Genomic DNA, 24,761 nt, shown 5'->3' with positions numbered 1-24,761 from the left:
CGACGCGCCCCTAAGCCGATTTCTTGGTGTCGGCGTTCGACGACGTGCCCGGCTGGGTGTTGTCAGCCGACGGGAGTTCCCGCTGCGGGGCGTCGGGAGATGCCGGTGCCGTGTCGGCAGGCTTGTCGTCCTTCTGCATCTCCTTGACCTCGCTCTTGAAGATGCGCAGCGACTGTCCGAGACCTCGGGCGGCGTCCGGCAGCTTCTTCGAGCCGAACAGGATCAGCAGCACGACGGCGACAATCGCCCAGTGCCACCACGAAGTGAAGCCCATGAGATCACCCTTCAGATCGAATCCAGACCGTGTCCAATGCTACCCGAGTTGTCTGAGGCCGGTGGACCGCCCGGTTCAGCGGTAGCGCTCGCGCGCACTCGCCGCCGATTCGACGACCGCCGCCGCGACCTTCTGATCGTCGACGACGCGGACCGAGCCGCCGAAGCCGAGCAGGAAACGGGTCAGCCACTCGGGTGAGCCGTAGACCATGCGGGCGCGGACCGGTTCATCCGGATGGCGGTCGTCGATCGAGGTGGTCGGCTCCACCGGGTAGTAGTCGAGAATCCACAGGTGGTCGGGATCGATCTCGAGTTCGACCGCCGGCAGATCGGGGTTCTCCGGGACGAGTACCGACTGCGACGACGACTCGGCCTCGGCCGGCGGGTTGCTCGGTTCGTCCAGTTCGACGGCGGTGTCGATGCGGTCGAAGCGGAACAACCGCACGCCCTCGGCCATGCGACACCAGGCTTCGAGGTAGGTGTGCTGGTCCATCACCTGCAGCCGGATCGGGTCGACGACACGGTCGGTGACGCTGTCCCGGCTCGCCGAGTAGTAGCTCAGCTGGAGCGCACGTCCTCGACGCACGGCTTCGCGGACGGTGGTGAAGGTCGGGTTCTCCCCCGGCGATGCCTCGGACTCCGCGCCGGAGGACAGACCCGGCACGACGGTCGCCCCGACCGCCTCCTCGATCTTGGCGATGGCACGCCGCGCGGCGGTCACGTCGACCACACCGGGCGTCTCCACAAGGGCACGCAGTGCCACGAGCAGGGTGCTGGCCTCCACGGTCGTGAGCCGCAACGGACGGTCCATGCCCGCGGTGAACCCGACGCTGACGAAGCCCTCGCTGAACTCGAGCTCGATCAGGTCGTCGGGGTAGTAACCCGGGAGCCCGCACACGAACAGCAACTCGAGGTCCTTGGTGAGCTGCGTCTGGGTGACGCCGAGTTCGCGCGCGGCCTGCTCGATCGAGATGCCGCGCCGAGCCTGGAAATACGGGACCATCGCCAGCAGCCGGTTGAGGCGCGACGGTTGTGCACCGGCCATCAGGCGCTCACCCCCGCCAGCCGGTCCAGACCGGCGATCACGAGGTCGCGCAGCTCTGGCGGATCGAGGACGACCGCGTCCCGGCCCACGCCCAGCGCCATGCGCGCCACCGCCGACAGCGAATGGATGTCGAGGGTCAGCACGTCGCCCGCCTCACCGTCGAGGTCAGCGGGTTCGGAGGTGGTCGCGGCCCGGCGGAGTCCGGCGGCCCGGCCCGCGGCCACCCAGATGCGCGCGGTGCGACCGTCGGTGCCCGCCGCGGAATCGACCGCCGCGGAGACGATCTGCTGGAGGTCCGTGCCGACGGGCACGTCGACGGCATCGGCGGGTCCGACCGGCGTCACCGTCGAGATCCGCGACAGGCGGAACGTGCGGGTGGCGGCCCGGTCGAGGTCGTGTCCGACGACGTACCAGCGGCCGTGGTGGGACACCACACCCCAGGGCTCGACCCGACGGACGGCCGGGGTCGCGGTCGCCGACGACCGGTGGGTGAACTCGACGGCGCGCTTGACCTGGATCGCGCCGAGGAGTCCGGCGATGACCTGCTCCGAACCCATCGACCGCGTCGACCCGCCGGCGGTGAAGCCGAGGTCGTCCTCCGAGCGGACGTCGAGGCCCGCGGCGCGCAGCTTGAGGATCGCGGTCTGCGACAGCGTGGAGACCTCCGGGGTGTCCCAGAGCGCGGCGGCCATGGCGATCGCGGCGGCCTCGTCGGAGTCCAGGGAGATCTCGGGCAGCTCGTAGGTGTCACGGTCGATGCGGTATCCCTCGGCGCCCGCCGCCATCGGCGAACGTCCGGTGACCAGCGGGATGCCGAGGTCGCGCAGTTCGTTCTTGTCCCGCTCGAACATCCGGTTGAATGCCTCGTCGGACTTGTCGCCGTCCTGGTAACCGGCGACGTTGCGTCGGATGTAGTCGGCGGTGACGTACTGCTTCGTCCACAGCAGACAGATCACCAGATTGAGCAGTCGCTCGACTTTGGGAGTGGCCACTGCGTCAGGTTAGATCCTTGCCGATCAGGCGGTGCGGAGGCTCGCTCACATGGATGCGATCAGCCGGTCGACCCGCTCGTCGACGCTGCGGAACGGGTCCTTGCACAGCACGGTGCGCTGGGCCTGGTCGTTCAGCTTGAGGTGCACCCAGTCGACCGTGAAGTCGCGTCCCGCCTTCTGCGCCGCCGAGATGAAGTCACCACGGAGCTTGGCACGGGTGGTCTGCGGCGGCTCGTTGACGGCGGTCTTGATGGCCTCGTCGGTGGTCGCACGGGCCACGAGCCCCTTGCGCATCAGGACGTCGAACACACCGCGGCCGCGCTTGATGTCGTGGAAGGCGAGGTCGAGCTGCGCGATCTTCGGGTCCGACAGCTCCATCGAATACTTGTCCTGGTAGCGCTGAAACAGCTTTCGTTTGATGACCCAGTCGATCTCGGTGTCGACCTTCGCGAAGTCGTCGGCCTCGACCGCGTCGAGCATGCGGCCCCACAGGTCGACGACCATGTCCATCTCGGGGTCGGGACGGCGGTTGGTGAGGTGCTCGACCGCGCGGGCGTGGTACTCGCGCTGGATGTCGAGGGCACTGGCCTGCCGTCCGCCGGCGAGACGCACGGGACGCCGGCCGGTGGGATCGTGGCTGACCTCGCGGATGGCGCGGATCGGATTGTCCAGGGCGAAATCCCGGAACGCCACGCCGGCCTCGATCATCTCGAGCACCAGCGCCGCCGAGCCGACCTTCAGCAGGGTCGTCATCTCGGACATGTTCGAGTCGCCGACGATGACGTGCAGGCGCCGGTACTTCTCGGCGTCGGCGTGCGGCTCGTCGCGGGTGTTGATGATCGGGCGCGAGCGGGTGGTGGCCGAGGAGACGCCCTCCCAGATGTGCTCGGCGCGCTGCGAGAGGCAGAAGGTGGCGGCCTTCGGGGTCTGCAGCACCTTGCCTGCGCCGCAGATCAGCTGCCGGGTCACCAGGAACGGCAGGAGGACGTCGGAGATCCGGGAGAACTCCCCCGCCCGCACGACGAGGTAGTTCTCGTGGCAGCCGTAGGAGTTGCCCGCGGAGTCGGTGTTGTTCTTGAACAGGTAGATGTCGCCGCCGATCCCCTCGTCGGCAAGACGCTGCTCGGCGTCGACGAGCAGGTCCTCGAGGACCAGTTCGCCGGCGCGGTCGTGGTTGATCAGCTGGATCAGGCTGTCACACTCGGCGGTCGCGTATTCGGGGTGCGATCCGACGTCGAGGTACAGGCGTGCGCCGTTCTGCAGGAAGACGTTCGAGGAACGACCCCATGACACGACGCGACGGAAGAGGTACCGGGCGACCTCGTCAGGACTCAGCCGCCGATGACCGTGGAAGGTGCATGTGACACCGAACTCGGTCTCGATGCCCATGATTCGTCGCTGCACTTGACCAACCCTACTCGCGGGACCCGCGGCCGACCGGGCAGAAGCGCCAGGCCGACCGCGAGTCGTCGCGTTCTAGTCCGATCCGCCGGAAGTGTCCCCGCCGGAGGTGGTGTCGTCCGCCGGGGCATCCGGCGCCGACGCGTCGGCGGCCGGGGTCCCGGCGGTCGGCAGGAGCTCCTCGACCGCGGCCGAGGTCAGGCGCTTGAACGCCCGTCGCGGCCGGTTGCGGTCGAGAATCGCGACCTCGAGGTCGCCGGCGGTCAGCTCGCGCGGCGACGCCGGGGCGCCGTTGCCGGAGTCGGCCGGGGTGGCGAGCGCCTTGACCGCGACCCCGATCGCCTCGGCGAGCGCCATGTCGGGGGCATAGCTCTCCTTGAGAGCCGCCGCGATCGGTTCGGTCGCGCCGCCCATCACCAGGAACCGGGTCTCGTCGGTGATCGACCCGTCGTAGGAGATGCGGTACAGCTGAGACGGTTTCGGCTTGCCCGCCCGGGCGACCTCGGCCACGCACAGCTCCACCTCGAACGGCTTGGCCTGCTCGGTGAAGACGCTGCCCAGGGCATTGGCGTAGGTGTTGGCCAGGGACAGACCGGACACGTCGGCGCGGTCGTAGCTGTAGCCCCGCATGTCGGCGAGCTGGATTCCCGCCTTGCGCAGGCTCTCGAACTCGTTGTACTTGCCCACCGCGGCGAAGCCGATGCGGTCGTAGATCTCGCTCGTCTTCCGCAGGGTGTTCGACGGGTTCTCCGCGACGAACAGCACCCCGTCGGCATAGGTCAGGATCACCACGGACCGCCCGCGTGCGATGCCCTTGCGCGCGAGCTCCGAGCGATCGCGCATGATCTGCTCGGCACTGGCGTAATACGGGAAGGTCATCGGGCACCTCCCTCGTGCTCGGCGGCACGGCGTTCGACGACGGCCCGCGCCGCACTCTCGATCTCGGCCGCGTCCACCTCCCGTGCACCTTGTGCGTCGACGACCGCGGCCATCGGGAAGATCTTGCGGACCAGGTCCGGTCCGCCGGTCGCCGAATCGTCGTCGGCGGCGTCGTAGAGCGACTCGACCGCGATGGCGATCGCCTCGTCGGCGGTCAGGTCCGAGCGGTAGAGCTTCTTCAGCGACGACTTCGCGAACACCGATCCGGAACCGATGGCCGTGTAGCCGCCGAACTCCTCGTGACGGTCACCCGCCACGTCGAAGCTGAAGATCCGGCCGCGTTCGGTCGGGTCGTCGTGGTCGATGTCGTAGCCCACGAGAAGAGGGATCGCGGCGAGACCCTGCAGGGCCGCGCCGAGGTTGCCGCGCACCATGTTCGCGAGCCGGCTGACCTTGCCGTCGAGGGTGAGCGGGACACCCTCGATCTTCTCGTAGTGCTCGAGTTCGACGGCGAAGAGCCGGACCATCTCGATCGCGATACCCGCGGTGCCGGCGATGCCGGCCGCCGAGTACTCGTCGGTGATGTAGACCTTCTTGACGTCGCGCGTGGCGATCAGGTTGCCCATCGTGGCCCGCCGGTCACCGGCGAGCACGACCCCACCCGGATACGACACGGCGACTATCGTCGTGCCGTGCGGGATGTCTCCGGCGCCGTCTGCGCCCCCGGCGAACGAACCCACGCGATCAACCTGAGCCTGCGGAAGCTGCTCCGGCGCGTGCAACCGCAGGAACTCGGTGAACGACGAGATGTCCGCGCCGAGAGCAGAACCCGTACGAAATTGTGAAAAAGGGGGCAGTGATCCGAACCTGTCGCTCACTGGCCGCCCTTCTGCACGTAAGCACGCACGAAGTCCTCGGCGTTCTCCTCGAGCACGTCATCGATCTCGTCGAGCAGGTCGTCGGTGTCCTCGGCCAGCTTCTCGCGACGTTCCTGTCCGGCACCGGAATCGGGGCCGACGCCCTCATCGTCGCCGCCGCCACCACGCTTGGTCTGTTCCTGCGCCATCTGCTGCCTCCTTGAAACCGATCGCCCCTTGGCGGGCTACCCGCGACCGACCACCATCGGGTCTTGCGACCCCTGGGATCTCACCGGCTTCCGCCGGGCGCTGATCCCTGGTGAATCGGCCTCGGAATCGTGTGGTCCCACACTACCTGTGGCGGCGACAACTGGGGCGGAACAAAGCACATGCCCCGCGCGTGTCAGGTCGTCAGCTGGTCGACCAGTTCGGCGGCGGAGTTGACCGAATCGAGAAGCTTGCCCACGTGGGCCTGCGTCCCGCGCAGCGGCTCGAGCGTCGGGATGCGGACGAGGGAGTCCCCGCCGAGGTCGAAGATGACCGAATCCCAGCTGGCCGCGGCGACATCTGCCCCGAAACGACGGAGACATTCGCCGCGGAAATAGGCGCGGGTGTTGCGCGGCGGCTCGTGGATCGCGGCGAGCACGTCGTTCTCGTCGACCAGACGCTTCATCGAGCCGCGCGCGACGAGGCGGTTGTAGAGACCCTTGTCGAGGCGGACGTCGGAGTACTGCAGGTCGATGAGCTGCAGGCGCGGGGCCGACCAGGACAGGCCCTCACGCTGGCGGAAGCCCTCCAGGATTCGCAACTTGGCCGGCCAGTCGAGGATGTCGGAGCATTCCATCGGATCGCGCTCGAGGCGGTCGAGCACATCCGCCCACGTCTCGAGGACGTGCTTGGCCCGCTCGTCGTCGGCGTGCTCCTGCTCGTGGAACTTCATGCAGCGTTCGAGGTACTCGCGCTGCAGGGCCAGGCCGGTGAGCTCGCGGCCGTCGGTGAGTGCGACGGTAGCGGTCAGGGTCGGGTCGTGACTGATGGTGTGCACGGCCTGGACCGGGCGGGCGAGCTCGATGTCGGAGAAGTCGACGCCCGCCTCGATGAGGTCGAGGACCAGCGCGGTGGTCCCGACCTTGAGGTAGGTCGCGGTCTCGGCCAGGTTGGCGTCGCCGATGATGACATGCAGCCGGCGGTAGCGCTCAGGGTCGGCGTGGGGCTCATCGCGGGTGTTGATGATGCCGCGCTTGAGGGTGGTCTCGAGACCGACCTCGACCTCGATGTAGTCCGAGCGCTGCGAGAGCTGGAAGCCCGCCTCGTCGCCCGACTGGCCGATGCCCACGCGACCCGAGCCGGTGATGACCTGACGCGAGGCGAAGAACGTGGTCAGACCCGCGATGACCGCGGTGAACGGGGTCTCGCGGGCCATCAGGTAGTTCTCGTGGGTGCCGTACGAGGCGCCCTTGCCGTCGATGTTGTTCTTGTAGAGCTGCAGCTTGGGCGCACCCGGAACGCTCGCCACGTGGCGTGCGGCGGCCTCCATGACGCGTTCGCCCGCCTTGTCCCAGATGACCGCGTCCATCGGGTCGGTCACCTCGGGTGCGGAGTACTCCGGATGGGCGTGGTCGACGTACAGGCGGGCGCCGTTGGTGAGGATCATGTTGGCCGCGCCGATCTCGTCGGCGTCGATGATCGGAGCCGGTCCGGAACCGCGGCCGAGGTCGAATCCGCGGGCGTCGCGGAGCGGGGACTCGACCTCGTAATCCCAGCGCGTGCGCTTGGCGCGGGGCACGCCGGCGGCCGCCGCATAGGCGAGAACGGCCTGCGTGGAGGTCATGATCGGATTCGCGGTCGGGTCGCCGGGCGCGGAGATTCCGTACTCGACCTCGGTACCGATGATTCGCTGCATGCTTCGAGGGTAGAGGGTGATGCGGAGAGGCTCGCAGCGTCCCGCTCGCAGGGCGGGCCCGGCACCAGTACCGTCGTCGCCGTGAAAGCTTTCCGCCGGTTCACCGTTCGGGTGCCGCTGCCTCCCGAACTCGCCGCCCTCGGTCCCCTGTCGCACAACCTGCGCTGGGTGTGGAACCCGCCGACCCAGGAGTTGTTCGCCACGATCGACGCCGAGCGGTGGGAGGCGACGGGTGATCCGTTGCGGGTGCTCGCCGACGTCGACCCGGCCCGGCTGACCGAGCTGGCGGCCGACGGGGACTTCCGCGCGCGGGTCTCGGCGGCGCACGCGAGTCTCGAGGAGTACCTCGATGCGCCGCAGTGGTTCGGCGGGTACGCGCAGACCCATCCGGTCCCGCCCGGGATCGCGTACTTCTCCATGGAGTTCGGCGTCTCCGAGGTGCTGCCCATCTACTCCGGCGGGCTCGGCATCCTCGCCGGCGATCACCTGAAGGCCGCCTCGGACCTCGGGCTCCCGCTGATCGGCGTCGGACTGTTCTACCGGTCCGGCTACTTCCGCCAGGGCCTCGACCACGACGGCCGGCAGGTGGAGCGATATCCGGTCAACGACCCGCGGGATCTGCCGCTGACCCTCCTCACCGACCGGGACGCGCCCGTCGTCGTCGAGATCTCCATGCCCGACGGCCGGACCCTGTCTGCACAGGTGTGGGTTGCCAGCGTCGGCCGGATCCCGTTGCTGCTCCTCGACTCCGACATCGCAGCCAACACCGACGACCAGTTGCGCGGCGTCACCGACCGGCTCTACGGCGGCGACCAGGAGCATCGCATCCTGCAGGAGATCCTCCTCGGCATCGGCGGGGTGCGCGCGCTACGCGCCTATGTGCGGGCGACCGGCCGGGACGAGCCGACGGTGTTCCACATGAACGAGGGCCACGCCGGATTCCTGGGCACCGAACGCATCCGGGAGTACGTGGCCGCCGGGCTCGACTTCGACACCGCCGAGGCCGTGGTCCGGGCGTCGAACATCTTCACCACGCACACCCCGGTGCCGGCGGGGATCGACCGCTTCCCCACCGATCTGGTGAACCGGTACCTCGACGCCGACGCCTCCGGGACCTCGCGACTGCTGCCCGGCCTGCCCGCGTCGACCATCGCCGAGCTCGGCGACGAGGCCGATCCGGGCGTGTTCAACATGGCGCACATGGGCTTTCGGCTCGGCCAGCGCAGCAACGGCGTCTCGCAGCTGCACGGCGAGGTGAGCCGGGAGATGTTCGCCGACCTGTGGCCCGGCTTCGACGCCGCGGACGTGCCGATCGGCGCGGTGACCAACGGCGTGCACGGCCCAACCTGGGTGGCGAAGGTGTGGCGTGACTTCGCCTCGAGTGACGAGGATTCCGCGCCCGAGGTCTACGCCGGGCTGCCCGCCGAGACGATCTGGTCGACCCACGAATCGCTGCGGGCCGAGCTCGTCGCCGAGGTCCGGCGCCGGGCGCATGCGAGCGGACGCGAGCGTGGCTTCACCGACGCCGAACTCGGTTGGACCGCCGACCTCTTCGACCCGGGCGTGCTGACGATCGGATTCGCCCGTCGCGCAGCAACGTACAAGCGGCTCACGCTCATGCTGCGCGACCCGGACCGCATGCGCCGCATCCTCACCGACCCGGACCGGCCGGTGCAGCTCGTCATCGCGGGCAAGGCGCATCCGGCGGACGACGGTGGCAAGGCGCTCATCCAGCAGGTGGTGCGTTTCGCCGAGGACCCGCAGTTGCGCGACCGCATCGTGTTCCTGCCCGACTACGACATCTCGATGGCCCGCCACATCTACGCCGGCTGCGACGTGTGGCTGAACAACCCGGTGCGGCCGATGGAGGCGTGCGGGACGTCGGGGATGAAGTCGGCGCTCAACGGCGGCCTCAACCTGTCCATCCTGGACGGCTGGTGGGACGAGATGGCCGACGACGACAACGGTTGGGCCATCCCGTCGGCCGAGGGAGTCGAGGACGAGAACCGGCGCGACGACCTCGAGGCCGAAGCTCTCTACGCACTCCTCGAGGACACGGTGATCCCGCTGTTCTATCAGCGGGACGAGAACGGGCTGCCGACGCGGTGGGTGGAGATGATGCGCCACACGCTCACCCGTCTGGGCCCCCAAGTCCTCGCCTCGCGCATGGTTCGCGACTACACCACCGAGCTGTACTGCCCCGCCGCGGCGGCCTACGTCGCCGCGTGCGCCGACGATCATGCCGGCGCCCGTGACCTCGCCGTCTATCGTCGGGAGATCGAGACCGGTTGGGGCTCGGTCGTCGTCGCGGGTGTGGACGAGGAGAGCGAGAACGACGGTCTCCGCGTGTCCGCCCACGTGGCGGTCGGCGAACTCGACCCCGACAGTCTCCGTGTCCAACTCGTGCTGGGCCGCGTGACCGACGACGGCGACATCGTCGACCCCGCGATCACCGACATGAGCCCGGCCGCCGAACGAGATGCGTCGGGTCGCGTGATCTTCTCGGTGCTGGCCACCCCGCCGGCGTCGGGCCACCTCGGCTACACGGTGCGCGTACTCCCCCGCCACGAACAGCTCTCGCACGACGCGGAACTCGGACTCGTCCGGTATCCGGTGGCGTCGGGCGATGCGGCGGGATAGGCGAAGGCCGTACGAGCTCGGCCCGACTGCCGAACCTCAGCCCCGACCGCCAGACCTCGATCGACGTCTGCCGGTCGAGTTGACGTCTACCGGTCGGGTGCGGCTGGCTCAGCGCTTCTTCAGCCGCAACCGTGAGTAGGTGAAGGCCAGCAGCAGGATGCTGATGAAGGCGAGCACCGAGTAGGCGATGGCGCTGTGGGCGATCGAGGTCTCCCACAACGTGATCCGCTGGGGTGCGGCGACGTTGATGTTGTACAGGTCGACACTGCCGGCGGCGGTGACGTAACCCCAGAACGAGGGGAAGATCCACGACAGTTGCTGCAGGCCGACACCGTCCAGCTTGAACAGGCCGCCGCAGAAGACGAGCTGCACCATCACCACGATGACCAGCGGCGGCATCACCTGTTCGTTGGATTTCACCGCCGACGAGATCGCGAGTCCGACAAGGGTGCTCACACAGGCGAGCACGGCGACGGCGAACAGCAGGGCCAGCGGCGGGGGCAGGATCGGGCCGCCGAAGTCGGGTAGCCCGCGACCGGCGAAGGTGATGCCGACCATGATGATCGTCTGCAGGATCGCGGCGATGAAGAAGACCACGATCTTCGCGAACAGGTAAGCGCCGGGACGCAATCCGACGGCTCTCTCCCGCTCGAAGATGTCGCGCTCACCGACGAGGTCGCGCACCGTCAGAGCCGCTCCCATGAACGCGGCACCCACGACGAGGACCACCAGGATCTGGATCGCCTCCGCGCCGTCTTTGGGTGGCGGCGCGTTCGGGATCACCTCGAGTCGGGCGAAACCACTCGACCCCGGGATGACCAGCGTCAGCAGTCCGAGGACCACCGGCAGCAACACCAGGAACACCAGATAGCCGATGTCGGCGAAGACGAGCCGTACCTGGCGTCGGGCGATGGTCGACGCCTGTCTGGTGAAGCTGGTGTGCGGCACCGGTATCGGCGGGCCCGGAGGACGTTGCGGCGGCGGTGGATTCGGAGCACGCCGATGCCGTTCGAGGTAGCGCGTGTACGCGGCGTCGGGCTGGTCGGCGACATAGGCGAAGATCTCCGCCCAGTCGGAGGTCCCCATCTCCTGTTCGACCTGCGCCGGCGCACCGCAGAACGAGGTCTTGCCGCCCGGGGCGAGCAGCAGCACCTGGTCGCACATCGACAGGTACGTCAGCGAGTGGGTGACCACGAGGACGACGCGGCCGGCGTCGGCGAGGCGCCGCAGGGTCGCCATCACCTGGCGGTCGAGGGCCGGGTCGAGACCCGAAGTCGGCTCGTCGAGGATCAGCAGCGATGGACCGGTGAGCAGCTCCATCGCGACCGATGCACGCTTCTGCTGTCCGCCGGAGAGCTTCTCGACGCGGGTGTCGACGTGCTCGGTCAGTTGGAGTTCGCCGAGGACGCCGTCGATGACCCGGTCGCGGTCTTCTTTCGACAGGTCCGGCGGCAGTCGCAGCTCGGCCGCGTAGCGCAGGGCCTGCCGGAGCGTGAGCTTGTGGTGGAGCACATCCTTCTGCGGGACCATCCCGATTCGGGTGCGGAGGGCGTCGTATTCGGCGTGGACGTTGCGACTCTCGAAGGTGACCAGGCCGCTCGTCGGCGAGTTCAGGCCCGCGGCGATCTTCGACACGGTCGACTTGCCGGCGCCGGACGGGCCGATCACCGCGGTGAGCGTGCCGGGACTCGCGCTGAAGTCGACGTCGGCGAGAAGCCGCTTACCACCGTCGACGATGAGGCTGACCCCGTGCACGTGGAGACCGTCGGCGACCGCCGCGCTCTCCTGGCCGCGCATGAGCGTGCCGCCGGACACCACGAAGTCGCTGTTGCCGATCGTGACCACGTCACCGTCGGACAGCGGCGCGTTGTTGACCCGGCGGCCGTTGACGAAGGTGCCGTTGACGCTGCCGAGGTCGTCGATGACCAGGACGCCGCCGCGGCTCGACACCTGCGCGTGGTGGCGGGAGGCGAGGACGTCGCTGACGACGATGTCGTTGTCCGGTGTGCGGCCGATGCGCTGCACACCGCGCAGCGAGATCGACTCGCGCTCGGGCGGAGTCGGTGCTCCCGGAAGCCGGTAGACCGCCGAGACGTTCTGTTTCAGCGCCTGCAGATGCGGGGCGTCGCGCAGCTCGGCGGGCATCGGTTCCGGCGCACCGGCGCGCGAGGGTCCGCCCGAGGATCGTGACGGGATGCGGCCCGACTGCGGCATGTTCGGTCCCGGGTGGCCGGGGGCGGCGAAACCCGCTGACCGTGGCCCCGGCGGGAACGGACCCGGACGGGCGGGTGCGGACGGCATCTGACCGCTCGGCGGTGGCGGGTAGGCGGTCGGATCGATCACCAGGTCGACTATCGGACCGGTACTCACGTCGCCGAGCCGGACCTGCGTCGGGCCGGCGACCATGAGCTCGGCCAGGCGTCGTCCGCCGGCGAAAAAGCCGTTGGTGCTACCGATGTCGACGAGATACCACGCAGCCCCGCGCCACTCGATGGCGAGATGCCGACGCGACACCATCGGATGATTGATCACGATGTCGTTGTCGGGTTCCCTGCCCAGGGTGATGCGCGGGGATTCGCCCAGCGGATGAGGCGCCCCACCGTCGACGATCACCCGACCGCGAGCCATCGATGTACTGTTCATCGCCGCCAACTTTAGTGCTTGACGACGGTTTTCATGCCGTTCTGTACAGCAGACGACCGACCCCCTGGGGAGTCGGTCGTCTGCTGGATGAGGCGCGTGCTACAGGTATTGCCCGGTGTTCGTCTCGGTGTCGATGGCGCGGCTCGCCCCGGAGGACTTGCCGGTGACCAGCGTGCGGATGTAAACGATCCGCTCGCCCTTCTTGCCCGAGATGCGAGCCCAGTCGTCCGGGTTGGTGGTGTTGGGCAGATCTTCGTTCTCCGCGAACTCGTCGAGGATCGAATCGAAGAGGTGCTGCACACGCAGACCCGGGGCACCGGTGTCGAGCTGCGACTTGATCGCGTACTTCTTCGCACGGTCGACGACGTTCTGGATCATCGCGCCCGAGTTGAAGTCCTTGAAGTACATGATCTCCTTGTCGCCGTTGGCGTAGGTGACCTCGAGGAACCGGTTGTCCTCGCTCTCTGCGTACATCCGCTCGACGACCTTCTCGATCATCGCCTTGATGCAGGCCGTGCGATCTCCGCCGAACTCGCCGATGTCGTCGGCGTGGATCGGCAGTTCCTCGGTGAGGTACTTCGAGAAGATGTCGATCGCCGACTCGGCGTCGGGACGCTCGATCTTGATCTTCACGTCGAGGCGGCCGGGACGCAGGATCGCGGGGTCGATCATGTCCTCGCGGTTCGACGCACCGATCACGATGACGTTCTCGAGGCCCTCCACACCGTCGATCTCGCTGAGCAGCTGCGGCACGACCGTGGTCTCGACGTCGGAGGAGACACCGGAGCCGCGGGTGCGGAAGATCGAGTCCATCTCGTCGAAGAACACGATGACCGGGGTGCCCTCGGACGCCTTCTCCCGGGCGCGCTGGAAGATCAGCCGGATGTGACGCTCGGTCTCACCGACGAACTTGTTCAGCAGCTCGGGGCCCTTGATGTTGAGGAAGTAGGACTTCGCCTCCTTGGCGTCGTCTCCGCGGGACATCGCGATCTTCTTGGCAAGGGAGTTCGCGACGGCCTTGGCGATGAGCGTCTTACCACAACCGGGCGGACCGTAGAGCAGCACGCCCTTCGGCGGCCGCAACTGGTAGTCGCGGAACAGGTCCTTGTGCAGGAACGGCAGTTCGACGGCGTCGCGGATCTGTTCGATCTGCCGGCCGAGACCACCGATGTCCTCGTACCCGACGTCCGGCACCTCTTCGAGGACGAGGTCCTCGACCTCGGCCTTGGGCACCCGCTCGAAGGCGAACCCGGCCTTGGTGTCGATGAGCAGCGAGTCGCCCGGACGCAGCTTGCGGCGCTTGCCGTCCTCCGCGTCGACCTCGCCCAGCAACGGCTCGGCCAACCACACGACGCGCTCCTCGTCGGCATGACCGACGACCAGCGCCCGCTTGCCGTCCCCGAGAACCTCGCGCAGAGTGCTGATCTCGCCGACCGTGTCGAACGCCAAGGCCTCGACGATGGTCAGGGCCTCGTTCAGACGCAGCGTCTGGCCCTTGGTCAAGGTCTCGGTGTCGATGTTCGGCGAGCAGGTGAGCCGCATCTTGCGACCGGAGGTGAACACGTCGACGGTCGCGTCGGGGTACACCTCGAGCAGGACCCCGTAGCCGCTCGGCGGCTGACCGAGACGGTCGACCTCCTCGCGCAAGGCGACGAGTTGCTGGCGCGCTTCTTTGAGCGTGTCGAGCAGCTTCGCGTTGCGCGCCGTGAGGCTGTCGACGCGTTCCTGGAGGCTATCGGTGTCTGCCTGGCGTCCGAACGACGGGCGTTCGGAACCACTCCGCGCGAGAGGCGGGGTGTAGGCAGGGGTGAAGCCCTCGTCGGGTGCACTCGCGCTCTCGGGGACCGCACGGTCCCCGGTGGCGTCATGGCGGTCAGATTCGGTCATTGCTGACTCCTCTCCCCGGCGATCACCCGATCCCACGATCGGAATGCTCGCGCCGTATCCCTACGCTACCGGCACGGACGCAGAATCGCCCTTCACCCACCAGATGGCGGTGTTGACGGTGTGTTAAATGTGCGCGTTCGCAACGGAATCACGATCTTGCGGCCAATGCGGACCAGCCGAACTCAGCCCTTCGTCGGCCGACGCTGCGGACGCAACGTGGTGGTGCCGTCGGCGAGCCGGCGGGCGGTGATGAGAAACGCAGTGTGGCCTTGCATTTTGTGCTCGGGACGAACAGCCAGGCCGACGGCCGACCACTCGCGCAGCAGGGTCTCCCAGGCGCGCGGCTCGGTCCAGCACTCCTGCTCGCGCAGCGCCTCGATCACGCGCGAGAGCTGGGTGACGGTCGCCACATAAATGGTCAGGACCCCGCCTGGTCTCAACACGGTGCGCACCACGTCGAGGGGCTCCCACGGCGCGAGCATGTCGAGGACGACGCGGTCGAAGCGTTCGTCCTGGTCGACGTTCGCGAGATCGTCGACGACGATGTTCCAGTTGTCCGGGCGGCCACCGAAGAAGGTCTCGACGTTGCGGATCGCATGCTCGGCGTGATCCTCGCGGATCTCGCAGGAGTTCACCTCGCCCTCGGTGCCGACGGCGCGGAGCAGTGAACACGTCAGCGCGCCGGATCCGGCGCCGGCCTCCAAAACGCGGGCGCCCGGGAAGATGTCGCCCTCGAGGACGATCTGCGCGGCGTCCTTGGGGTAGATGACCTGGGCACCGCGCGGCATCGAGAGCACGTAGTCGACGAGCAGCGGCCGCAACGCGAGGTACTGGGTGCCGCTGGTGGCCGAGACGACGCTGCCCTCGGGCGAGCCGATGAGATCGTCGTGCGAGATGGCGCCGCGGTGGGTGTGGAACTGCTTGCCCTCTTCGAGGAGCACCGTGAACTTTCGGCCCTTGGCATCGGTCAGTTGAACCCGGTCGCCGACGGCGAACGGTCCGGTGGTGGGCACTGGGTGCTTCCTCTCGTGAACGGGACGGAGCCGACGCCTCCGCGCTGGCGGAGAAGGTGGTGGTCGGGAGTCCGGTGGGCCGTGAGGACGATACCCGACCGCAGGTGGGTGTCGGACCGGCAGAGTGTCGGGGCTGCGGCCTAGTCTGCGAGATGTGAGCACGATGACCGGCACCGACAACCCCTCCGCCAGCGCGACCCCCGCGCCGGAGCCGCCCCCGTCGGAGGGGGCGCGCGGGATCGTCGGACGCCCCCTGGCCCTGTCTCCGTCGCGGGCGGCGGACTTCAAGCAATGCCCGCTCCTGTACCGGTTCCGCGCCATCGACCGTTTCCCGGAGACGCCGACCGCCGCACAGACCCGCGGCACCGTCGTCCATGCGGCACTCGAGAACCTCTTCGACATGCCTGCCGAGCTCCGCACCCAGGATTCGGCAGAGCTGCTCGTCGAGGGGGCCTGGGCGGCGCTGTGCGAGGAGGACCCGCAGCTCGCGCGGGTGATCGACGAGGGCAGTCAGGCGGCGTTCATCGCCGGTGCACACAAGCTCATCGCGACGTACTACACGATGGAGAACCCCACCGCCTTCGATGCCGACTCGGTGGAGGAACACGTCGAGATCGAGGCCGACGACATGCTGATGCGCGGCTTCATCGACCGTATCGACGTCGCACCGACCGGCGAGATCCGCGTCGTCGACTACAAGACCGGACGCTCCCCCGGCGAGGCCTACGAGGCCAAGGCGCTGTTCCAGATGAAGTTCTATGCGCTGGCGATCCTGCGGACGCGCGGCGTCGTGCCGGCCCGGCTGCAACTGATGTACCTGTCCGACGGCCAGCAGCTGATCTACCACCCCGATCACGACGAGCTGCTCCGCTTCGAGCGGACGCTGCGCGCGATCTGGCAGGCCATCCGCACCGGCGTCGCCTCCGGGGACTTCCGGCCGCGGAAGTCCCGGATGTGCCGGTTCTGCGAACACCAGTCGCGGTGCCCGGAGTTCGGCGGCGAGATCCCGCCCTACCCCGGTCCGCCGCCCGGGTTCGTCGCCTGAGGCACACCCCGAGACGCCCGATTATGTAGATGCACATAGGCTGGACACGTGGAGAGTTCGTACTACGTTCCCGTCGACGCCCCGGCGTCCGACGGCACCAGCCCGGCCGGCGACCCGTCGGCGCGATATGAGTACTTCCAGCCGACCGACGCCACCCTGAGCGTCTGGTCGCCGACCATGCAGCACGGCGGCCCGCCGTCGGCGCTGCTGATGCGGTCGTTGCTGCGCTGCGACCCGGATCCCTCACAGCACTTCACCCGCGTGACGACCGAGATCCTCGGCCCGATCGGGCTGGGCGTCAACCGGATTCACGCTCGAGTGATCCGCCCGGGTAGGCAGATCTGTCTCGTCGAGACCGAGCTCGAGGTGCAGCGGGCCGACGGCTCGTTCCGCACGGCCGCGAAGTCGGTGGGCTGGCGCATCCGCGGCGCGGACACCAGCGAGATCGCCAACGGTCCCGCTCCCCTGACCCCGCTGCCCGACGAGCTGCCGAGCCAGATCGGGTTCCCCGACGACAGCGGCGAAGCAGTGAGCTGGGGAACGCTCGGGTTCATCGGAACCGTCGAATCGGCACGCACCGAGGGCCGCTACGGCGAGACCCCGGCGGTGTGGCTGCGCGCGGCCCTCCCGCTGGTCGAGGGCGAGAAGACCTCGGACCTCGAGGCCATGTTCATCGTGATCGACGTCGCCAACGGTGTGGGTACGAGACTGCGCCCGGACCGCTGGTCCTGGATGAACACCGACACCACCGTGCATCTGACGCGGGTACCGAGCGGGCCGTGGGTCGGCATCGACGCCAACATGGTCGCCGGACCCGACGGTTTCGGCGCGACCCTCGGCGACCTGTACGACACCTCCGGCTACATCGGCCGGTCGGCGCAGACGGTCTTGCTCAACGCCGTCGGCTAGCGGCAAACGCACGATGGTCTCGCGAGGTCCCCACCAGGCCTTCGTGGCTCGTCGCTTACGCTCCTCGCACCTCAGGCAGCGGACCTGGGTGCGTTGCGTTCTTTCGGATCAGGCAGAAAAAGGGGCACTCCCATCTTGGATGAGGGTGCCCCTCTTCTGCTCCCTGAGGAGGCCGGAGCCTGCGACGGCCGTCTCGAAGGGTCAGAACCGGCAGGACCGGATGTCGGTGGCGAGGATCGCCTTCGCGCCGAGCTCGGAGAGCTCGTCCATCAGGTTCTGGTGGTCCTTGCGCGGAACCATCGCGCGGACGGCGACCCAATCGGGATCTGCCATCGGGGCGACCGTCGGGGACTCGAGGCCCGGGGTGATCGCCGTTGCTTTGTCGAGGAGCGACTTGGGGCAGTCGTAGTCGATCATCACGTACTGCTGTCCGAAGACGACGCCCTGAACGCGCGCGATGAACTGCTTCTCGGCTTTGGTGAGATCGGCGTCGCGCCGGGAGATCAGCACGGCCTCGGAGTCGCACAGCGACTCGCCGAAGGCAGCCAGCCCGTGCTGGCGCAGCGTGCGTCCGGAACCGACGACGTCGGCGATCGCGTCGGCCACCCCGAGCTGGATGGAGATCTCGACCGCGCCGTCGAGCCGGATGATGTCGGCGGTGATGCCGCGCCCGGCGAGGTCGTCGCGCACCAGGTTCGGGTACGACGTCGCGACGCGCTTGCCGGCGAGGTCGGCGACGGTCCACTCCTGGTCGGCCGGGGCCGCGTAGCGGAAGGTCGACGTGCCGAAGCCCATCGCGAGCTGCTCGTGGACCTGGGCTCCCGAGTCGCCGGCGAGGTCTCGGCCGGTGATGCCGAGGTCGAGGCGTCCCGACCCGACGTAGATGGCGATGTCCTTGGGACGGAGGAAGAAGAACTCGACGTCGTTGTTGTTGTCGAGAACCGTCAGATCCTTGGAGTCGGATCGTTTGCGGTAGCCGGCCTCGGAGAGAATGGCCGACGCGGATTCGGAGAGCGCACCCTTGTTGGGTACAGCCACTCGCAGCATCTCGATGTCCTTTTCGTGGGGTTGTGCTCAGCTGAGCGGGAGGTTGTGTGTCGGCGACCGGGGCTTCCGGTCACAGATGTCGGTACACGTCCTCCGGCTTGAGGCCCCGTTTGATCATCATCACCTGCAGCCAGTAGATGAGCTGGGAGATCTCCTCGCCGAGCGAGTCGTCGGACTCGTGCTCGGCGGCGAGCCACACCTCGCCGGCTTCTTCGATGATCTTCTTGCCCAGGGTGTGCACACCCGAGTCGAGCGCGGCGACCGTGCCCGACCCCGCGGGGCGGTTCTCGGCCTTGTCGCTGAGTTCGGCGAACAGCTCCTCGAATGTCTTCACGATTCCTCATTTTGGCATGTCGCGGTACGCGTGAGACCGCCGGTCCATGCCTCGGTGACGTCGTCGAGTCCCAATCCGACCAGAGAGCGTCGAAACACCCGCAACGGTCCGGGTTCCACCGGTGCCGCGGATTCGACGACGAGGGTGAGACATCCGGCCGCCGTCGCGGCCTGAGCGCCGGTCGGGGAATCCTCCACCGCCAGGCATTCCGCGGTCGGCAATCCGAGCAGTTCGGCGGCGCGCATGTACGGGTCGGGAGCGGGTTTGCCGACGGCGACCTCGTCGCCGCAGACCGTGGTCGCGAAGCGATGACGGCCGATCGTCTCCAGGGCCACATCGGCTGCCTCACGCACCGTATTGGTGACCAGCGCCATCGGGATACCGGCGCAGGCGATCAGTTCCAGCGCCTCGAGTGCGCCGGGTCGCCACGGGAGACCCTCCTGGAAGAGTTCGGTCACCCGGTCCAGCGTCCACCGTCCATCCGCGGCGGGATCCCGGACCTCGGGCGACAGACCCGCGGCGTCGTGGACCTTCGCCAGCGCGTCGGGCAGGGAGTTGCCGAGCGTCGATTCGCGCAGGTGCGGGGTCATCGCGATGCCATGGAGCGCCGCCAGCTCGGACATCGCTATCTCCCAGATCGGCTCGGAGTCGAGCAGCGTGCCGTCCATGTCCCAGAGGACGGCGGCGGGGAGTCGGAATGCGGGATCAGCGGAGTCGGTCACCTCTGCATCATCGCAACCCATCGTTCCGTCGGCTCGTCGGCCGGGTAGAAAAGCTCGATCGTCAGCTCTTCGAGCGTGACATCGCGGGGTGAACCGAAGGTGGTCAGGGTGCTGAAGAAGGACAAGACCTCGTCGCCGAGTTCCAGCTCGAACGGCACCAGCAGCGAACCCACCTCTCGCGACCTGCCCGACACCTGCCCGCCGTTCAGACCGGACACGGTCGGATACGACGACACCTCGCGTTCGAGCTCGGCGAGTCGTTCGTCGCCGGTGATGCGCACCATCCGACGAAGGAGGTCGAGCAGGTAGGAGGCCCACTCGTCGAGGTTGTGCGTCATCCGCGCGAAGCCGTCGGGGTGCAGCGACACCCGGAACAGGTTGACCGGCCTGGCTTGGAGCTCGTCCGGGAGCAGGGACAGGAGCCGCATCGCGGTGTCGTTGGCCAACACGACGTTCCACGCGCGGTCGAGGGCCATCCCGATGTTGGGGTTGTGCGCGTCGAGCAGTCTCTTGACCTCGCCGCGCACGCGGGTCATCGTCTCCGAGTCGAGGGGCTCCTCGCTGTAGCGCGGTGCGTGACCGGCCGCGAGGAGGAGCGAATTACGTTCGCGCAGAGGGATGTCGAGACGTTCGGCCAGCGCGTGAAGCAGCCCCGGACTCGGGCGGGACTTACCCGTCTCGACGAAGCTGAGGTGCTTCGGCGAGACCCCGACCTCGTAGGCGAGGTCGAGCTGACTGATGGACCGGCGAGACCGCCACTGCTGCAGCAGAGTTCCCACCTCGACGGTCATGGGGTCATCGTAGACAGCTCTCGATCAGTTCGAGTGAGTACGCGATGGTCTGGGCGAGAACGTCTTCGGGCTCGCCGTCGAACTCCTTGCGGGTCGCGGAGACCCGGCCGCGATGGTCGAGTCCGAACCATACGGTTCCCGGTGCGGCCTCGTCGGGTTCCGGCCCCGCCTCGCCGGTCACCGCGACGACGATCTCGGCGTCGAACAGTCGCGCGGTGGTGGCCACCATGGCGCGTGCGGCCGTCTCGCTGACGACGGGCCCTTCGGGCACCTCGAGCAGGCCGAACTTCACGTCCTCGTGGTAGGCGATGACGCTGCCGCGGAACCAGTCCCCCGCCTGCGGGGCCTTGCTCAGCTCGCTCGCGAGGTTGCCGCCGGTCAGCGACTCCGCGACCGCGACGTGCACACCCTGCTCCACGATCGCGTCGGCCAGTTGCGCGCACGTCTCGGAGAAATCGGTCACGTCGGACATCGGTGGCTCGCCTTTCGGTCGGAATCTTCGATCACAGCACCCCGGCGATATCCGGATAGGGCCGAGATCAAACCACTACCTGGTAGGTAGTGGTGCCGGCGTCGGCGATGCGTCACTCTTGGGCCATGACCCAGACCAGCACAGATCGGCCGACCGCCATCCTGATCTCCCCGGCGATGGCCGTGCCGGCGCGGGTCTACCGACGGCTGACGGAGGCACTGACGGGATACGGGCTCGATGTCCGCGTCGTCGCGCGCCGCGGTGTCGAGGAAGGTGCAACCCCGCCCTCCCACACCGCCGACTGGTCCTACGTGGACGAGGCCGCCGACCTCGCCGATGCGATCGCCGGCACCAGGGCCGACGTCCCGGGCACGCGGGTCGTCGTGGTCGGGCACAGCCTCGGTGCGCAACTCGCCGCGATGGTCGCCCAGTCGTCGGATCACACGCCCGACGGGATCGTCGCAGTGGGCGCGTCGGTGCCGGCGGTACGCCACTACGGGCTCCGCGGTCTGGCCCTGGGCGCGATCGCCGTGGCCGTCGGGCCCGTATCGGGTGCCGTCGGCCATTGGCCCCGGCAGGGTTTCGGCGGCCCCACGGCCCGAACGCTGATGCGGCAGTGGGCACGTATGGTCCTCACCGGTAGGGCGCCGTTCGCCCTCGACGGCTCGATCGAGACACCGACCCTGGCCATCCGGCTCGATGACGACGAGATCGTCACCGACGGTGCGGCATCAGCGTTCGACGCCGCGTTCTCGCCGGAGTCGATCACCCACTGGCGCTACGACGACGCACGATGCCCGGCGGGCGGCAACACGACGCACATCGGCTGGGTCCGTACGCCCGACGTCGTCGCGCAACGGATCGCGGAGTGGTGGGCCTCGCAGGCAACCGGTGCACGGGCAGCCACCGAAGCCGACGCTCAGCGCCGACCGGGGTAGGTCAGGGCACCCAGGTCCCCGACGTGGACTCGATCCGCTCGCGTGTGCGGGCAGCCGTTCCACGGGCCCACGCCCCCGTCGAGACGAAGGCGAGAACGAGGACCGTAGCGCCACACAGCGCCATGATCAGCCACACCGGGCGGGCGGCGGCGGCGAGCCCGTCGGCGACCGACCCATCGATTCCGGCGAACGCCACCGCGCCGAACACCGCGACACCGAGCGCGGTGCCGACCTGGCGGCCGGTCGAGGCCATCGCCGACGCCAGACCCGCCTGCGTTCGGGGCATCCCCGAGACCGCCCCGTTGGTGATCGGTGCGTTGAGGAACCCGAAGCCGAGCCCGAAGACCAGATATGCGCCGCCGACGTAGACGAGGGAGGTGTCGTTGCCGAGGCCGGTGAGCATCAGGGCGCCCGCCACCATCCCGACTCCTCCGATCACCATCGGTGTCCGGGCTCCCCGATCGCCCACGAGCCGACCGGCGATGGGCGCGCAGACCACCGACGCCGCCGCCATCGGCAAGGTCATGAGTCCCGCGTGCAGCGGCGACATCTCACGAACCTCCTGCAGGTACAAGGTGTTGAGGAACAGGAAGCCCCCGGTGGCGGCGAAGGCGATGACCGCGCATGCGACCGAGCTCGAGAACGGCGCGCTCCGGAAGAATCGCGGGTCGAGAAGCGGCTCCTCGCGGCGACTCTCGTACGCGATCATCGCGACGAACGCGCCGGCCGACACGGCGAAACACGTGAGCACTCCCGGTGACGTCCACCCCTGGGGGCGTCCCTCGATGATGGCGAAGGTGAGGGTGGCGAGGAGGGTCAGGATCAACACCTGTCCGACCGGGTCCGCGCGGCGAGCGTGCTCGGCCCTCGACTCCGGGACGAATCGCATCGTCAGTCCGAGGGCGAGCAGGCAGACCGGAACGTTGAGCCAGAAGATCGCCTCCCACCCGATCCCGGAGACGAGGGCCCCACCGACGACCGGCCCGAATGCCAGGCTCATGCCGAACGCGGTGCCCCACAGTCCGATCGCCTGCGCACGCTCGCGAGGATCGACGAAGACGTTGGTGACGATCGACAGCGCGACCGGGTTGAGCATCGCGCCGCCGACGGCCTGCAACATGCGTGCCCCGATGAGGACCTCCGGTGTCGGTGCCAGCGAACACAACACCGACGCGACGCCGAAGGTCACCAGGCCGACCTGGAAGATCCGCTTGCGGCCCAGGCGATCTCCGAGCGATCCGCCGAAGATCAGCAGGCTCGCGATCACCAGCGCATACGCGTCGAGGACCCACTGCAGCTGCGCCGGCGTCGCGCCGAGGTCCGAACTGATCGACGGCAACGCGACATTCACCGCCGACACGTCGAGGCCGACGATGAACAGGCTCAGGCAGCAGGTGGCGAGGATGACGAGCCGGTCCCGCCGCGTCAGGGTGCCGTCGGCCGATCGAGCGCGCAGCGCAGCGCGTGCGGCGTTCACGACTCGGCCGCCGCGCGGAGGAGATCGAGCAATTCCGCGAGCTGCTGGAGCTGCGCCTCGTCGAGCGCGGCGAACATCTCGGGCGCAGTCGCGGGGTTCGCGGTCACCTCGTCCATCACCCGGCGGCCGGCGTCGGTGATCGTGACGCGCTTACACCGGCCGTCGTCGGCGTCGGCCTCCCGGGTCACGAGCCCGCGGGCGACGAGATCATTGACGATGCCGCTCATGGCCGATGCATCCACACCCATTCGCTCCGCGAGGTCTCGCTGCGTCATCGGCCGCACGGCGACACGGCGGAGCGCGCGGAACCGGCTGAACGGGATGTCGATGACCTCGCTGATGCGGGCACGCGACTGCTTCTCTTGATCCCGCACGAGGCTGTTCATCGCGAACCACACCTCGGTGGTGGTCTGCGAGCGTACGTGGTCGTCCGTTGTCGACATAAAACGATTGTAGTTTTACAACTATCTCTGCGGCAATCATGCAACGTCGGAGCTCCGCCGTACGCTGGGATGCAGCAACGTCGAGCGAAAGCTGAGTCGCATGTCGAAGATCCTCGTCATCGGACACCGCAATCCCGACACGGACGCGATCGGGTCCGCGATCGGCCTGGCACGGCTCGAACAGGCACTCGGAGTTGACGCGGAAGCCGTCGCCCTCGGCTCACCCGGCCCGGAGACGGCCTTTGCGCTCGACCACTTCGGCCTCGCGGCGCCGCGCGTCATCGAGCACGCGAGCCCCCACGACGTGATGCTCGTCGACCACAACGAACGCCAGCAGAGCGTCGCCGACATCGCCGACGTCACCGTCCGCAAGGTGATCGACCATCACCGCATCGCCAACTTCGAGACCGCCGCGCCGCTGTACATGCGAGTCGAGCCGGTCGGATGTACGTGTTCGATCCTCACCCGCATGTACGCGGAGAGCGAGGTCGAGATCCCCGCCGACACCGCCGGGATCATGTTGTCGGCGATCATCTCCGACACCCTCCTGCTGAACTCCCCCACGACCACCGACTCCGATCGCATCGCCGCCGAGGAGCTCGCGACGATCGCCGGCGTCGACCTCGTGGACTACGGGAACCGATTACTCCGCGCCGGAACGGACCTCGGTGACCAACCGGCGTCGTCGATCATCGGACTCGACGCCAAGACCTTCTCGATGGGATCGGCCAGCGTGCGCGTGGCCCAGCTGACCACCGTCGACGCCGACGCCGTCCTCGCCCGCCGAGACGAGTTCTTCGAGGCGATGTCCGCCGAGAAGGAGACCGCGGGTCACGATCTGTTCCTCCTATTGATCACCGATGTGATCGATTGCGACTCCGATCTTTTGGTGGTCGGCGAACCCGTCGACGCCGTCGAGCGTGCGCTCGGGATCACGGTTGCCGACGGACACGCCTTCGGCAAGGGCATCGTCTCGCGGAAGAAGCAGATCGTGCCGCAGTTGACCGAGGAGCTGACGAGCTGAGTTCGCCCGATTGACAGGTCGGACGG

At 68.3% G+C, this 24,761-nt stretch carries 23 protein-coding genes; 5 read left to right on the top strand and 18 right to left on the bottom strand.

The window, feature by feature from the left end; translation table 11 throughout:
* Positions 1–10: 10 nt before the first annotated feature.
* The 8 genes from tatA to dop form a co-directional block, all read right to left on the bottom strand.
* On the bottom strand, positions 11–274 hold the full coding sequence (gene tatA / locus C5O27_RS15075; RefSeq protein WP_006360392.1) for a Sec-independent protein translocase subunit TatA: 264 nt from the start codon (positions 272–274) through the stop codon (positions 11–13).
* Between the two features lie 75 nt (positions 275–349).
* Positions 350–1,318 carry a helix-turn-helix transcriptional regulator gene (locus C5O27_RS15070; RefSeq protein ID WP_075863262.1) on the bottom strand — a complete coding sequence of 323 codons (969 nt, stop codon included), beginning with the start codon at positions 1,316–1,318 and terminating at the stop codon, positions 350–352.
* Positions 1,318–2,310: a helix-turn-helix transcriptional regulator gene (locus C5O27_RS15065; protein WP_006360394.1), complete on the bottom strand. Its 993-nt coding sequence runs from the start codon at positions 2,308–2,310 to the stop codon at positions 1,318–1,320. Before C5O27_RS15065 ends, C5O27_RS15070 begins: the two co-directional genes overlap by 1 nt.
* Before the next feature lie 45 nt (positions 2,311–2,355).
* Positions 2,356–3,714, bottom strand: coding sequence for a Pup--protein ligase (pafA, locus tag C5O27_RS15060; RefSeq protein ID WP_005200010.1), 1,359 nt, complete (start codon positions 3,712–3,714; stop codon positions 2,356–2,358).
* Between the two features lie 72 nt (positions 3,715–3,786).
* A complete protein-coding gene (gene prcA / locus C5O27_RS15055; protein WP_127963038.1) occupies positions 3,787–4,590 on the bottom strand; it encodes a proteasome subunit alpha in 804 nt (267 codons plus the stop codon).
* Positions 4,587–5,468: a proteasome subunit beta gene (gene prcB, locus C5O27_RS15050; RefSeq protein ID WP_127963037.1), complete on the bottom strand. Its 882-nt coding sequence runs from the start codon at positions 5,466–5,468 to the stop codon at positions 4,587–4,589. The genes prcA and prcB overlap by 4 nt, the downstream gene beginning before the upstream one ends.
* Positions 5,465–5,656, bottom strand: coding sequence for a ubiquitin-like protein Pup (locus C5O27_RS15045; protein ID WP_004019064.1), 192 nt, complete (start codon positions 5,654–5,656; stop codon positions 5,465–5,467). The genes prcB and C5O27_RS15045 overlap by 4 nt, the downstream gene beginning before the upstream one ends.
* Before the next feature lie 194 nt (positions 5,657–5,850).
* Positions 5,851–7,350 carry a depupylase/deamidase Dop gene (dop, locus tag C5O27_RS15040; RefSeq protein WP_127963036.1) on the bottom strand — a complete coding sequence of 500 codons (1,500 nt, stop codon included), beginning with the start codon at positions 7,348–7,350 and terminating at the stop codon, positions 5,851–5,853.
* An 81-nt stretch (positions 7,351–7,431) separates the two neighbouring features.
* Between dop and glgP the strand changes: the two genes are divergently transcribed.
* The gene (glgP, locus tag C5O27_RS15035; protein ID WP_127963035.1) at positions 7,432–9,990 is read left to right on the top strand and encodes an alpha-glucan family phosphorylase; all 2,559 of its coding nucleotides are present in this window, start codon (positions 7,432–7,434) and stop codon (positions 9,988–9,990) included.
* A 108-nt stretch (positions 9,991–10,098) separates the two neighbouring features.
* On the opposite strand, the gene C5O27_RS15030 is transcribed toward glgP, so the two are convergent.
* The 3 genes from C5O27_RS15030 to C5O27_RS15020 form a co-directional block, all read right to left on the bottom strand.
* The gene (locus C5O27_RS15030; RefSeq protein WP_006360400.1) at positions 10,099–12,618 is read right to left on the bottom strand and encodes an FHA domain-containing protein; all 2,520 of its coding nucleotides are present in this window, start codon (positions 12,616–12,618) and stop codon (positions 10,099–10,101) included.
* Positions 12,619–12,732: 114 nt separating this feature from the next.
* On the bottom strand, positions 12,733–14,520 hold the full coding sequence (gene arc, locus C5O27_RS15025; protein ID WP_127963034.1) for a proteasome ATPase: 1,788 nt from the start codon (positions 14,518–14,520) through the stop codon (positions 12,733–12,735).
* A 182-nt stretch (positions 14,521–14,702) separates the two neighbouring features.
* Positions 14,703–15,533 carry a tRNA (adenine-N1)-methyltransferase gene (locus C5O27_RS15020; protein WP_127963033.1) on the bottom strand — a complete coding sequence of 277 codons (831 nt, stop codon included), beginning with the start codon at positions 15,531–15,533 and terminating at the stop codon, positions 14,703–14,705.
* A gap of 163 nt (positions 15,534–15,696) precedes the next feature.
* Here C5O27_RS15020 and C5O27_RS15015 point away from each other — a divergent pair, with 163 nt between their 5' ends.
* A complete protein-coding gene (locus C5O27_RS15015; protein WP_127963854.1) occupies positions 15,697–16,578 on the top strand; it encodes a RecB family exonuclease in 882 nt (293 codons plus the stop codon).
* Positions 16,579–16,626: 48 nt separating this feature from the next.
* A complete protein-coding gene (locus tag C5O27_RS15010; protein WP_127963032.1) occupies positions 16,627–17,487 on the top strand; it encodes a thioesterase family protein in 861 nt (286 codons plus the stop codon).
* Between the two features lie 201 nt (positions 17,488–17,688).
* On the opposite strand, the gene hisG is transcribed toward C5O27_RS15010, so the two are convergent.
* From hisG to C5O27_RS14985, 5 genes are all read right to left on the bottom strand, one after another.
* Positions 17,689–18,534, bottom strand: coding sequence for an ATP phosphoribosyltransferase (gene hisG, locus C5O27_RS15005; RefSeq protein ID WP_006360405.1), 846 nt, complete (start codon positions 18,532–18,534; stop codon positions 17,689–17,691).
* A 70-nt stretch (positions 18,535–18,604) separates the two neighbouring features.
* Positions 18,605–18,868, bottom strand: coding sequence for a phosphoribosyl-ATP diphosphatase (locus C5O27_RS15000; RefSeq protein ID WP_006360406.1), 264 nt, complete (start codon positions 18,866–18,868; stop codon positions 18,605–18,607).
* Entirely contained in the window at positions 18,865–19,611 is a 747-nt protein-coding gene (locus C5O27_RS14995) for an HAD family hydrolase (protein ID WP_425269567.1), read from the bottom strand. The genes C5O27_RS15000 and C5O27_RS14995 overlap by 4 nt, the downstream gene beginning before the upstream one ends.
* Complete coding sequence (locus C5O27_RS14990) at positions 19,587–20,381, bottom strand: helix-turn-helix transcriptional regulator (protein ID WP_006360408.1); 795 nt, start codon at positions 20,379–20,381, stop codon at positions 19,587–19,589. The genes C5O27_RS14995 and C5O27_RS14990 overlap by 25 nt, the downstream gene beginning before the upstream one ends.
* A 4-nt stretch (positions 20,382–20,385) precedes the next feature.
* Positions 20,386–20,853 carry a CinA family protein gene (locus C5O27_RS14985; RefSeq protein ID WP_127963030.1) on the bottom strand — a complete coding sequence of 156 codons (468 nt, stop codon included), beginning with the start codon at positions 20,851–20,853 and terminating at the stop codon, positions 20,386–20,388.
* A 125-nt stretch (positions 20,854–20,978) separates the two neighbouring features.
* On the opposite strand from C5O27_RS14985, the gene C5O27_RS14980 reads away from it, so the two are divergent.
* A complete protein-coding gene (locus C5O27_RS14980; RefSeq protein WP_127963029.1) occupies positions 20,979–21,791 on the top strand; it encodes an alpha/beta fold hydrolase in 813 nt (270 codons plus the stop codon).
* Between the two features lies 1 nt (position 21,792).
* Here C5O27_RS14980 and C5O27_RS14975 read toward each other — a convergent pair whose 3' ends face one another.
* Entirely contained in the window at positions 21,793–23,268 is a 1,476-nt protein-coding gene (locus tag C5O27_RS14975; RefSeq protein ID WP_127963028.1) for an MFS transporter, read from the bottom strand.
* Positions 23,265–23,711 (bottom strand): MarR family winged helix-turn-helix transcriptional regulator, encoded by a 447-nt coding sequence (locus C5O27_RS14970; RefSeq protein WP_006360412.1) that lies wholly within the window; start codon positions 23,709–23,711, stop codon positions 23,265–23,267. Before C5O27_RS14970 ends, C5O27_RS14975 begins: the two co-directional genes overlap by 4 nt.
* Positions 23,712–23,811: 100 nt before the next feature.
* Here C5O27_RS14970 and C5O27_RS14965 point away from each other — a divergent pair, with 100 nt between their 5' ends.
* On the top strand, positions 23,812–24,735 hold the full coding sequence (locus C5O27_RS14965; protein ID WP_127963027.1) for a manganese-dependent inorganic pyrophosphatase: 924 nt from the start codon (positions 23,812–23,814) through the stop codon (positions 24,733–24,735).
* Positions 24,736–24,761: the final 26 nt, after the last annotated feature.

The sequence above is a fragment of the Gordonia alkanivorans genome (assembly GCF_004011905.1).
GTDB classification, from domain to species: domain Bacteria; phylum Actinomycetota; class Actinomycetes; order Mycobacteriales; family Mycobacteriaceae; genus Gordonia; species Gordonia alkanivorans.
This window is presented reverse-complemented; position numbering and strand designations above follow the sequence as displayed.